This is a genomic window from Trinickia sp. Y13 (assembly GCF_029522115.1).
Taxonomy (GTDB): domain Bacteria; phylum Pseudomonadota; class Gammaproteobacteria; order Burkholderiales; family Burkholderiaceae; genus Trinickia.
In genome coordinates, this window is record NZ_JAKWFK010000022.1 from 55,203 (window position 1) to 67,015 (window position 11,813).

At 62.4% G+C, this 11,813-nt stretch carries 12 protein-coding genes; 2 read left to right on the top strand and 10 right to left on the bottom strand.

The genetic code is table 11. The features are described 5' to 3' along the window. Positions 1–206 precede the first annotated feature (206 nt). From MMB74_RS25455 to MMB74_RS25470, 4 genes are all read right to left on the bottom strand, one after another. Positions 207–1,304 carry a porin gene (locus MMB74_RS25455; RefSeq protein WP_277431434.1) on the bottom strand — a complete coding sequence of 366 codons (1,098 nt, stop codon included), beginning with the start codon at positions 1,302–1,304 and terminating at the stop codon, positions 207–209. Positions 1,305–1,863: 559 nt separating this feature from the next. After that, a complete protein-coding gene (locus MMB74_RS25460; RefSeq protein WP_277431435.1) occupies positions 1,864–2,217 on the bottom strand; it encodes a DUF3564 family protein in 354 nt (117 codons plus the stop codon). A 131-nt stretch (positions 2,218–2,348) separates the two neighbouring features. Continuing rightward, positions 2,349–2,915 carry a hypothetical protein gene (locus tag MMB74_RS25465; protein WP_277431436.1) on the bottom strand — a complete coding sequence of 189 codons (567 nt, stop codon included), beginning with the start codon at positions 2,913–2,915 and terminating at the stop codon, positions 2,349–2,351. 434 nt (positions 2,916–3,349) lie between these two features. Beyond that, positions 3,350–3,952 (bottom strand): alpha-ketoglutarate-dependent dioxygenase AlkB, encoded by a 603-nt coding sequence (locus MMB74_RS25470; RefSeq protein WP_277431437.1) that lies wholly within the window; start codon positions 3,950–3,952, stop codon positions 3,350–3,352. 267 nt (positions 3,953–4,219) lie between these two features. Here MMB74_RS25470 and MMB74_RS25475 point away from each other — a divergent pair, with 267 nt between their 5' ends. Next, the gene (locus MMB74_RS25475) at positions 4,220–4,804 is read left to right on the top strand and encodes a malonic semialdehyde reductase (RefSeq protein WP_277431438.1); all 585 of its coding nucleotides are present in this window, start codon (positions 4,220–4,222) and stop codon (positions 4,802–4,804) included. A 104-nt stretch (positions 4,805–4,908) separates the two neighbouring features. Here MMB74_RS25475 and MMB74_RS25480 read toward each other — a convergent pair whose 3' ends face one another. Next, positions 4,909–5,229: a hypothetical protein gene (locus MMB74_RS25480; RefSeq protein ID WP_277431439.1), complete on the bottom strand. Its 321-nt coding sequence runs from the start codon at positions 5,227–5,229 to the stop codon at positions 4,909–4,911. A 212-nt stretch (positions 5,230–5,441) separates the two neighbouring features. Between MMB74_RS25480 and MMB74_RS25485 the strand changes: the two genes are divergently transcribed. Beyond that, positions 5,442–6,605: a metallophosphoesterase gene (locus tag MMB74_RS25485; protein ID WP_277431440.1), complete on the top strand. Its 1,164-nt coding sequence runs from the start codon at positions 5,442–5,444 to the stop codon at positions 6,603–6,605. A gap of 40 nt (positions 6,606–6,645) precedes the next feature. Here the strand turns inward: MMB74_RS25485 and MMB74_RS25490 are convergent, their stop codons facing one another. The 5 genes from MMB74_RS25490 to MMB74_RS25510 form a co-directional block, all read right to left on the bottom strand. Then, positions 6,646–7,131 (bottom strand): phage protein NinX family protein, encoded by a 486-nt coding sequence (locus MMB74_RS25490; protein ID WP_277431441.1) that lies wholly within the window; start codon positions 7,129–7,131, stop codon positions 6,646–6,648. Continuing rightward, positions 7,128–7,979 carry an endonuclease/exonuclease/phosphatase family protein gene (locus MMB74_RS25495; RefSeq protein ID WP_277431442.1) on the bottom strand — a complete coding sequence of 284 codons (852 nt, stop codon included), beginning with the start codon at positions 7,977–7,979 and terminating at the stop codon, positions 7,128–7,130. The genes MMB74_RS25490 and MMB74_RS25495 overlap by 4 nt, the downstream gene beginning before the upstream one ends. Further along, entirely contained in the window at positions 7,976–9,934 is a 1,959-nt protein-coding gene (locus tag MMB74_RS25500) for a VTT domain-containing protein (protein ID WP_277431443.1), read from the bottom strand. Before MMB74_RS25500 ends, MMB74_RS25495 begins: the two co-directional genes overlap by 4 nt. Before the next feature lie 254 nt (positions 9,935–10,188). After that, the gene (locus tag MMB74_RS25505) at positions 10,189–11,049 is read right to left on the bottom strand and encodes a glucose 1-dehydrogenase (RefSeq protein WP_277431444.1); all 861 of its coding nucleotides are present in this window, start codon (positions 11,047–11,049) and stop codon (positions 10,189–10,191) included. A gap of 198 nt (positions 11,050–11,247) precedes the next feature. Continuing rightward, on the bottom strand, positions 11,248–11,508 hold the full coding sequence (locus MMB74_RS25510) for a VF_A0006 family four-cysteine protein (protein WP_346780716.1): 261 nt from the start codon (positions 11,506–11,508) through the stop codon (positions 11,248–11,250). Positions 11,509–11,813: the final 305 nt, after the last annotated feature.

Below are 11,813 nucleotides of genomic sequence, written 5' to 3' on the forward strand. Positions count from 1 at the left end.
TGGGTGAAATCGTTCGTCACGACGCGCATGACAAGAACAAGTATAGGGAGAACCCGGAGATCTCGCCGCAGTGGCCCGCCGGCTAGTAGGGGGAAGCGATGCGAAAGCGCTACAGCCGCCGCGGCCGATCGCCGCGGCAAGCACACACAAAAAAAGCGCCGCGACAAGCGCGGCGCCTTTTGCGCAACTAGACCCGCAGTGTGGGCTTAGAAGCGGTGACGCAGACCAACCGTAGCAGCCGTTTGGTTGTCCGACGTCGACAGGCCACCGAACGTGCCGTTGTAGATCGAGGCGCCGGCCGTGCTTGCATGTTGATACACGACTTGAGCGTACACGTCCGTGCGCTTGGACAGCGAGTAGTCAGCTTGTGCGCCGATTTGGTGGAAGCGCGCCGACAGGCCGCTCGCCAAGCCCGAGCCTTGCTGGTCCGTGAACGTATAGGCAACGCCCAGGCCCAAAGCGGGCGTCAGGTTGTACTTCGCATTGACTTCGTAGTTGTCTTGGCGCAACGATTGCGCGACCGCGAAGTTATCCAGGCGCGTTTGCGTCCACACCGCACCGACTTGTGCGGGGCCGAATGCATAGGCAGCGCCTACGCCGAACGTACGGTCGCGGAAGTTGCCGTTCGCGATCGCGGCGGCGTTATCGGTCGCACCGACGGTGTTGCTGAGCGGGTTGTTCAGCTGCGCGTACGAAGCTGCAATGCGCAAACCTTGCAACTGATAAGCCGCACCAATGCTGTATTCCCGGTTGTTCGCGAACGCGCCCGCTTGGTTCGAGAAGCCGTACGTGCCGCCGAACGTGAAGCCCGCGTAGTTCGCGCTCGTGAACTTGATCGAGTTGTTGACCGAGCGGCCGCCGTTCGTGTTCAGGTTGTCGAGGTTGCCGACGTGAGCGAACTGCGTACCGCCCCAGCTACCCGTGGCGCTCAGCGGTGCCAGGAAGTCTTGCGCGGCGTCGTATTGACGACCGAGCGTGACCGTGCCGTAGTTGCTCGACAGGCCAACGAACGATTGACGATTGAACTCGCTGCCGCTATTGGCGAAACGGCCGCTGTTCAGGTTGAAACCGCTTTCGAGGGTGAAGATTGCCTTCAGACCGTTGCCGAGGTCTTCAGAGCCCTTCAGGCCGAAACGGCTTTGGCTGATGCCACCCGACGTTTGCTGCCAGTTCGAGTTGCCACCGACGTTGCTGGTGTACGTAAGACCGGCATCGATCACGCCGTAGAGCGTGACGCTGCTTTGAGCGTGTGCGGCGACTGCGAAAGAGGCGGAAACCGCTGCGACGACCAGGGTTTTTTTCATTAGAGAAGTCCCTTTTATAAAACTGGCTCACTGCCAGACTTCGGAATGGACGGATTTGCTGCCGGCGCCGTAGTAGCGGCGGCCGCGTAATCGAAACGATTGAGGCCGTCCGATGAGCGCCGAGTCTACGTGTTGACCCTAGCTAGGGTATACGTGGGTCGCACAACAGGCTGTTGCGGGAAATGAAACAATCAACTTAGGATAAACCCCTAGGTTATTGTTTTTGAACACATTTATTTTCTGATAGACGCGCGCTGAGCACAGCTCGTCGGATGCTATTCAACAGCGTTGTGAGTTGCAAATTCGCAACGTTTTCATCGGGGCGTCATTTTCGAGAGGCGCCGCCCGTGGGCGTGTCCAGCCAGCGCCAGGCCTTCACGAATGTGAATGGCAATAGAAGCTCGGGGAAAAAAAGACGGCCCGACGGCGAAACGCCGAACGGGCCTAGGAGGGTTGGCCTCGAGATAGCCAAGGCCGACTATACCTAATCGAAATTCGCCGCGGGCGCTTCGTAACGAACGGTAAAACATTCGGTGCGCCGTCAGCCCGGCGCGTTGGCTCACCGGCGAAAGACGCTGTTTTCGGGGCGGACGGCTTTCTTTTCGACCGCCTGCAGACGCCAGACGCCATCGGTCCGAAGCTGCTTGCCGGATGACCATTGCGCGCCGCCTTGTGCCGCAGTTGGGAAATCGTATTCGACGTGCAGCCCGCTCAACGTGCATAGCGGCTGCTCGTTCGTCGGTGCGCAGAGTTTGGTCACACCTCCCTCGTCGCGCAATTCGCCCCACGGCGGCAGATCGATCCCATCGTGCGATTCTCTGGACCACACGCGCTCTTCCGTATCGAGCCAAAGCACGGCGTAGTCATGATTGACAGTGGGATCGGAACCGTTAATCAAAATCGTCAGGCGCATCTGCTTCCCTCCCACGATGTTCGGCGAGACCTAAAGTCTATGCCGCGACGTCTCGAATTCAAGCGATGAAACGTCGTGGGCCGATCGGCGAGCATTGAAAACGATGCCGATGCAAGTTCGCGCGCCGGCTGTCACCGCACCCCATAACCCCGGGCTTGCATACAGTCTCCGTACGCTTGCCAATAGATGGTCATCGGTGGCTGCGGCGGGGGCAATGGCGGGAGGTTCGCCAAAGCGGAAGCCGAAGCCGCGCCCGTGGCGGTGCCGGGCACCCCCGAGGCCGATGCAGCCGATGCAGCCGCTTGCTCGGAGCCTTCGCTAGCCGATGCGGCGTTTGGGCGAGCGGCCGGCGGCGGCTCACCGGCGCCGTGGGATGCGCCACTCGCTTCGGATGCCATCGCCAGCGTCTTCGGCGTTTTGGTTGCGCCCTTTGGCGCGCCGTGAGCCGGCAGCGGCGGCGCGCTGGCGCCCCTGCCCGCATCGGTGGCGGATTGAATCGGCTTGATGCGAGGGGGACGCTGCGATAAATGCGTCATATCGATACCGGTTTGACGCTTCGCCTGCCAATAACAATAGGCGCTGTCGACGCCTTGCGCCGCCGGAGGCTGACTGCGCAGCGGATAGACCGCCGGCTGCTGCGCCAAGGCCGTCGTCGACCACATTACGATCACTGCACTTGCAACCAGGGCAATCTTCATGGGCTCTCTTTCCTTTCGCGTCCGGATCGATCGACTCCCCGATACGTACGACGCACCGCACGAGAGCCACATCTCAAACCAGGCCACCGCCGGTCGAGCGAATCGACCCGCGGCAGACCGCTCCATACCGCCAGCATAGAAGGCAAGCGGCCCGACATGGCGAAAGAGTATCGGCATGATCCGCCATATCCTCCGCAATAAGGGACAGATTTCCTACGATCTACAAAAACTTTATGCGCATAAACTTATTTATCGCAAATATCCCGAGATGGCGCAAAGGCAATTAATTAGGATTCCTAACAAATTATCGGTCTGCCCGAGCGCGTAGTCGAGCGAGCTGGGCAACTTGCCGGCGAAGCTGTGGGTCGTGAGCACACGCGGCTACATGGACGCTCCGCTCGGCCAGCGTCTTGGGTCGAGGCACACGCCCCAGTTCAGCGCGCGGCCGTCCGAGGCGTGACGAAGCGAAACGTCAGATTGATGCGCTCCCCCTGCAAGCCCGGCACTTTCACGATGCGATGCCTCCATTCGCGCTGCGTGCGCCCTCGCATGACCAGTAAGCTACCGTTCGTCAGTTCGTAGGCGCGCAGTTGGCCTGTCGCATTGTGTCGAAGATCGAATCGCCGCGAGACGCCGAGGCTCACCGAGGCAATCGTCGGCTCCGCCCCGAGCTCGGCTTCTCGATCGGCATGCCAGCCCATGCTGTCCTCTCCGCTGCGGTACCGGTTCAGCAAGACGCTATTGAAACGGGTCTTGCATGTCGTTTCCGCCAGCGAGCGCAGCGCCTGGACGGTAGGCGTCCACGGCAACGGCTCGTTGCGAATACCCGAGTAGATGTAGATCGCCTCGGGATCGCCCTGCCAGGCGGTCAGCCGCGGCAACGGCTTGATGCCGCCGGGCGTGCCGATGACATCCTGCTTCCACTGCACCTCCTCCAAGAGGGCGGACAAGGCGATAGCCGCCTCGTCGGGCGACAGCCAATGCGGATACCAGTCGACATCGACCTGCGGTACGCCGCCGAACATGTCTTCGATCATTCCATCAATACCTTCGATGCCTTCGATGCCTTCGATGCCTCTAATACATTCGGACGCCTTGGCCGACCGCAAGCCGGCTTCTCGCGTTCCAATGCCGCTATCGCTAGAAGAGCACGAATAACGCACCGCGCCTTGCGACATCTTGCTGAGTCACGCCCTAGCGCGCCGTTGCGGTAACGCCATTGCGAGCGCCTGCAGGGACAGGCGCGAGTCGCTATCATGGGACCCTTTGAGACTCTCGGCCGCGTGCCGTCACCACCGTTGATCATGCCACTTTCCGACGATGCTCTCGATCAGTTGTTCCGCGAAGCCCGCACCGTCAATGCCTGGCTGCCCAAGCCGGTCGACGATACGCTCCTGCGGCAGATTTTTTCATTGGCCATTCTGGGCCCAACATCGGCGAACTCGAGCCCCGGCCGCTTCGTCTTCGTCAAAACGCCGGAAGCCAAAGAGAAGCTGAAACCGGCGCTCGCGGCCGGCAACGTCGACAAAACGATGGCCGCCCCGGTCACGGTCATCGTCGGAATGGATTTGGCTTTCTACGAACACCTGCCGAAATTGTTCCCCCACACGGATGCGCGCAGCTGGTTCGCAGGCAACGACGCAGCGATTCGCTCCACGGCACAGCGCAACTCCTCTTTGCAGGGGGCTTACGTCATCATGGCGGCCCGTGCGTTGGGCCTTGATGCGGGCCCGATGTCGGGATTCGACGCGGCCAAGGTGGACGACGCATTTTTCGCCGGGACGACGATCAAATCGAACTTCCTGATCAACCTCGGATACGGCGATCGCTCCAAGCTGAATGCGCGCAACCCGCGCCTATCGTTCGACGAGGCGGCGCGAATCGCTTGAAAATCGCGTAGGCCGCTCGGCTGCGCTGGCCGACGCCGCCGCACGCGGTCAGGTCGAGATGACTCGCCCCTCAGGCGAGCCCGCCGCGCCGCCCCCTTTCTCGCCTAGGTGAGCAACGCGATATAGAACACGGCTGCGCCGATCAATGCGCCGACGAAGCAAAAGCCTTCGCTCTTGCCGTTGCCATCCGAGCGCAACCACGCGCCCACCACCCCGAACAATCCGGCGATACCAAGTGCGACGAATACCATCACGACGTCGAATAGCGCGCTGCGACTGACCTCCAGCCAATCGAGGCGTCGTACGACGGAGTAAACGGCCAGCGCCATCAGCGAAAGCACGACGAGCGGCAGCATGACATGGCTACCCTCGTAGTCGAGATGATGAGCACGGTGCGGCTTGTGGCCCCATTTGACGGCTTTCATCGTTCGTCCCCTCCCTCGCGAATGCCGATTCCCGGGAATCGAATCGCGGATACTCATAGCTTAGATCGATTTCATAACATGGGAAGTCGCCGTTAACCCACCCCTGTCGGGCATTCGGTGGCTCCCGGCAGCGTTTTGCGCGGCTCGGTACAATGCTTGTCGCCACCTCTACGGGACGATTAGCCGCGATTCGCGCCCTTTTCTCTTCCTCTATGCGCCGCTCCTCTTTCTTTACGCGCGCCGTTTTCATCGGCGTGCTGATGCACCTGTACGTGGGACTGCGCATCATTCCCGAGTTGCCGATCGGTTTGCCGGCCAAGCTGCTCGCCGCTTGCGCGCTCGCGCTCTCGTGCGGCTTGATCCCGCTCGGCATGCTCGCTCGCACGTTCGAGCGTCAGCCGCACGCCGATCGCATCGCTTGGGTCGGCCTGATCGTCATGGGGCTGTTCTCATCGCTGCTCGTGTTCACCTTCCTGCGCGACATCGTCCTTGCCTCGGCGTTGACCATCGATGCGCTATGGCGCCACGTCCTCTTGCTCGATCGCTGGCGGATCGATACAGCGGTGGGCGTACCCGTGCTTGCGCTGTTATCCACGACGATCGGATTCATCAACGCGCGTCGGCGCGCCAGGGTCGTATCGGTCGACGTGCCAATCGAGGGACTGCCCGCATCGCTGGACGGGCTGACGATCGTTCAAATCAGCGACATCCATGTCGGCCCGACGATCAAATCGCGCTACGTCGATGCGATCGTCGACGCCGTCAACCGGCTGCAGCCCGATTTGATCGCGGTCACGGGCGACGTAGTGGATGGCAGCGTCGCGCAATTGGCCAGCCACACCGAGCCGCTCGGTCGCTTGACCGCCCGTTACGGGACCTACCTGGTCACCGGCAATCACGAGTACTACTCCGGCGCGGTGCAATGGATCGCGGAGTTCGAGCGCCTCGGATTGCGCGTCCTGTTGAACGAGCACGTCGTGCTGGAACACCAAGGCACGCGGTTCATCCTCGCAGGCGTCACCGATTACACGGCAGGGCGCTTCGACGAAGCGCATCGCAGCGATCCTGCCGCGGCGTTGGCCGACGCGCCCGATGACGTCCTCCTCAAGGTGCTGCTCGCCCACCAGCCGCGCACGGCCCATGCAGCCGCCGATGCGGGATATACGCTGCAGTTGTCGGGGCATACGCACGGGGGGCAGTTTTTCCCCTGGAATTTCTTCGTTCGCTTGCAGCAACCGTTCACGGCGGGGCTTGCAAAGCTCGGCGCGCTTTGGATATATACCAGCCGCGGAACCGGCTATTGGGGACCGCCCAAGCGGCTGGGCGCGCCTTCGGAAATCACACGGCTGCAGCTCGTTGCGGTCGCGCGCGTCTGAGCGCGCAAGCCCACGCTTGGCCGAAGGGAAAACCGCGCGGCTACGGCCGAGGCACCGAGCGGATATCCCCGATTTCGCTGTCGGCGCTGGCGTTGTCGCCGTAGGTGGGAGGCACGCCTCCCGCATCATACGGGTGCACCTTGCGCTCGCGCACCGCATGCGGTTCGACCGGATGCGCTTCGAGCAGATCGCCAAAGCGAGCCCGCACGAACGCACGCAGCAGCGCAATGCGAGGATGCGCTGCATCTGCCTCGCACGCATCGCACGCACGAAACCGGACCCAGCAGTGCGTGCCCTGCTCGCTGCGCAGCCATCGTAGTTCTTCGGCGCGCTCCAAGATTTCGACGGCATCGCCCCACGCGTCCGAGGGCGAGAACGGCTGGGCGAGCTTGCGCAGCGCGCTGTGGGTAAAGGTGACGACGACGCTAGGTTCGGCTTGAATGAACACGATTTCCTCGTCGTCGTCGACCAAGGCGCGCGCGCACCAGTAATCGAGTGCGCTACCGTCGAGTTCGCTCGTCTTCATGGCAGCTCTCCTTCCAATGGACCTAGGTGCGGCGGCGGATTCGGCGAATACGCCGGCATACGTATGCGCGCAACGAGCGGATAGTGATCGGACGCTTGGCGCGCGAGCGCGCTGCGATGAACGGCCACGTCGACCAAATATTCGCCGGGGTGCATCCATATTCGATCGAGCGCAAAAATCGGGCAAAACGTCGGAAACGTGCGCGGCGCGGGTGCCCGCCGAAAATGCGAAACGAGCGCCCGCAACGCCCGCCCCCGTACGAACCACTCGTTGATGTCCCCGACCAAGATGACCGGAAGGTCGCTGTTGTCGAAGGCGGCGAGCAGTGTGCGCACTTGCGTGCTCCGTTCGCTGGCGGACAACCCCAGATGCGTCGCCACGACCCGGACCAAGCGCCCGCCGCATTCGATATCGGCATCGAGGGCGCCACGCGGCTCGCGCCGGTGGAACGACAAATCGAGCGTGCGCGCCATGCGCACGGGCAATCTAGACAACACCGCGTTGCCGTAGCGGCGTTTCGGCGTATCGAGCGTCGGGCCTTCGACGGCGGCCATTCCGGTGGCCTCGCGCAGATGCGATAAAACGTCGGGGGTTTCAGAACCGCCGAGCGGCACCTCTTGCAATGCAACGACATCGGCATCGAGCTCGCCGATGACCTGCGCGATGCGCGCGACCATCTGCCGCTTCGACTGTGCGGTCCACGAGGCCAGGCCGCCGTGAATGTTGTAGGTGGCGATTCTCAGTTCGCAGGCTCGGTGCCGCGGCGCATCGGCACGACGCTCGAGCTCGCCGACATCCGTTACGGCGGCAAGCGCGGCGGCGGCGCGTTGGTTCAGATTCGCATTCACTTGCGTCGCCCCAGCCAACGTTGCAGCAACATGGAGATGCCCACGAGCGCAGCGCCTATTGCCGCCATCGCGACCACCGAGCCGAGATCGGGGTGGCGGATCGCATTGACCAACTGATGCGCGAAGGTCACGGTCAACAAAATGCCCGGCACCATGCCGAGGATCGAGCCGATCATGTAATCGCGCAGACGAATGTGCGACGCGCCGGCGACGAGGTTGACGATCGTAAACGGCGCGATCGGCAACAACCGCAGCACCATGACCGTGACGATGCCGCGTTCGCCGAGACGCTCGCTGAGCCGATTGGCGCGCGTGCCGGCAAGACGGCGTACGGCATCGCGCCCTAGCACAACGCCGAGACCGTAGGTGGCGATCGCGGAGAGCATCGTTCCGCCTAGGGCGTACCCGATTCCCGGCCACGCGCCGAAGACTAGCCCTGTCGCCGCAATCAGCAGCGTGATCGGCACGGAAACGATCGAAGCCGCGACATATCCGCTCAGCACGATCGCGGGCGCGAACGGCAGCGCCTCGATGCGTCTGATGAGCTTCGCGAGCTCTACGAGATTCAGATGATGGCCGATCGACGTGAACTGCCAAATAGCGGCCATGACCGCTGCTACGAGCACGAGCCCTCCGAGCAGCAAGTAACGAGTGGTGAGGGACCGGTGTCGCCCCTGCGGGATGAACTCGTTCACGAGTTCGTCCGGAGCGATCGGTCGCTCTGGATCCAGCCAGGCATTGAGTGGCACCACTGCGTCCAGATCCGCGGTGACTACCGGCGTGAACGGCCGCAATGTGCGGCCTCGAGGACGACCCAATAAGTCAATCGCGGCATTCAATCGGGGTTCGCTTGCCAACACGCGCGCGACATCCGCCTCGGTCACATCGAGATGCTCGGCAAGCAGCCGATTGCGCCAGCGCGCGATAGCGGCACGCACGCGCGCGTCATTATTGGCATCGATCGTCACATTGCATTCGGTATCGAGCACCATCGACCGATTGTTCAGGTTCGCGCTACCGATCGTCATCACCTTATCGTCGACGATCATGACTTTGCTGTGCACGTTGACACATGCCTCGCCTAGACCCTCGACGTGCGGGCAATACATACGAAACCGCCCGTGACCATCCGCGTCTACGAGGGCACGATACAAGCGTGCGCGCAGCACACCCATCGTCGCCTCTTGCAACCAACCGCTCTGAACGCGCGGCACGACCACCGCCACGTCGGGACCCTCGTCCTCTGCGAGACGATTGCCCAGCGCCTCACGCGCGACGGCGGCTGTGAAGTATTGGTTTTCGATATAGATGTTGGCGCGCGCGCACGCAATCGAATCGGCGACTAGTGCACGCACATGCTGAACCGGCTCGCGGGAGCGGTAAGGCGGCTCGGTCACCGAGATGCCGAGCATCACATCGCGCACGTCTACCGGAGCATTGGGCGGCCAGGGATCCTGGTCGCGGTCGATGGCCCGATGCGCGCGCAACGCGATCCGTTTGCCACATGAGCGATGCCAGCGCTCTCGAGCCAGGGCGCCGATCGCAGCGGCGGCGTCGCCGTCGAACATGGCCTGAACATCGTGAAAAGGGTCGTACGGCGCCCCGTTGGCGTCGCGGCGCCGGGTGTCGCAAGCCGAGTGAGCGGGCGTATCCCACCGAGAGCGCGTCAAATCCAGGCCGCCGACGAATGCAAGCCGATCGTCGATCGCCACGATTTTCTGATGGTGCGACGAGCCGCGAGGATGCGTCCCATCCTGCCGGTATACGATTCCGCGCTGCGAGCGCCAACCCGTCTGGTAGACGGGCATCCATTCGCGCTCGAACGCATAAATCATGGCGAAATCCCACGCCAGAATGTAGACGCGTAGACGTCGGCGCCTGGCCGACAGCGCTTGCAGGAAGGCCCCGAGGGGGGCCGGAAGGCCATCGTTTGCCCCCTCGGGGACCAGTTGCATACGGCTGTCGATGTCCCACCCGACGATAAAAATCGTGCGTTCAGCCCGCGCGAGCGCCTCCCGCAGCACGGAAAAATAGGCACTCCCATCGATTAGGAGTGCGAATCGATCGGCATGTAAGATCGATTGGCAATTGCGCCCCACTTCGAGCAACCCATGCCGGCGCGACGATGCCCGAGCGCCGTAGGCTGGCTCGCTCGCATCCGCTCCAACGTGCACATCGCTAACGCCCGTCATCGTCGCGTGCGCGCCCGTCAAATGATCGGCACCCCGCCCGTGACGGCCACGGTCGCACCCGACACATAGCTCGCCTCGTTGCTTGCGAGCATGACGTAGACGGGCGCCAGTTCCGCCGGTTGGCCGGGCCGCTTCATCGGGGTCTGCTTGCCGAATTCCTTCACGTTCTCGGGCGGAAGAGTAGCGGGAATCAGCGGCGTCCAAATCGGCCCCGGGGCGACGCAGTTGGCCCGGATCCCGCGCTCAGCCAACAGCTGTGCCAGCCCGCCGGTGAAGTTTTGAATTGCGCCTTTCGTCGTGGCGTACGGGAGCAATGTGGGGCGCGGCTTGTCCGCATTGACCGATGTCGTATTGAGGATTGCAGCGCCCGGTTTCATGTGCGGCAGCGCCGCTTTGACGAGCCGAAACATCGCACCGATATTGATATCGAAGGTTCGGTCCCACTCGTCATCGGAAATCTCTTCGACCGTTTCGTGGTTCATTTGATGCGCCGCATTGTTGACGAGGACGTCGATGCGGCCGAACGCATCGACCGCTCGATCAATGATCTCGCGCGCGTGTTCACGCTGCGCAAGATCGCCGGCGACGAGCACGGCGCGCCTGCCGGCCTGCTCCACCCAACGAGCGGTCTCGCGAGCATCTTCGTGTTCGTTGAAGTAGGCGATCACGACATCGGCGCCTTCGCGCGCGAACGCGATCGCTACCGCACGGCCGATGCCGCTATCGGCGCCGGTAATGACGGCGGCCTTCCCGTGGAGACGCTCGTGTCCTTGGTAGCCATGTTCACCGTGGTCCGGTTGAGGGGACATCGGTGCAGTTTTTCCAGGGACTTGCTCCTGCTGCTGCTCGGGCATCGGCGGTGTCGGTCTGCTCGTCATCGTTCGCTCCTTTGATCTGAAGCGCCGCAAACACAGCGGCCACAAATGACGGCGAGCAACGGTCATGCCCCGGTATGCGGGTTAGGTGTTCAGGAAGGCAGTCCCTCGGAAAATGACGGGAAAAATCGGGGATGGAAAGCGCGCCGTCGGAATGCGACAGCACCCTCACGCTGATGGAGAGATGTGGACACGCTGAGATCACAATCCGCCGCGCCGGCGGCAGATGGAGACAATTTGCTGAGCTGCAGCTTCGTCTCGCACACCCGGCAGCGATTGCAGGATGCATTCGTGATATATGCGGTCGCGCGGCAGTAGCATGGCGCCATTGCGGTAAATCGCGTCGCAAGATTGGCGAATGAAGTTCGTCACTTGGCCGCTACGGCTCTCGCGCAGCGATCGCAGCATGCACTCGTCGTAGGCCGCATTGGCGCCCATCAAGGCTTCAACAGAAATGGGCATCGCCAAAATCACCAAGAGCGAGAACGATTTCCACGACATACGACCTCCGAGATAAAGGTTGCGTAGTCTATGTCGGAAGGCCTGCGGAATCGCTGCGGAAGCGAAAATTCGGACTAGTCTCCGGCGCTAGCGAGGCTTCGGCCTGAGCAGCAGTGGACAAGGGCCATATGGGCGCGGCGCGCCACGCTGCGCGGCCGTCGAGCGCTAGCGGCCCGAGGGTGAGTTTTTGGTGGGAATAAAAGCACAAACCCCCGCTAGCGCGGTTCGCTAACGGGGGTTTGGTACAGAGGAGGAGCCTGACGATT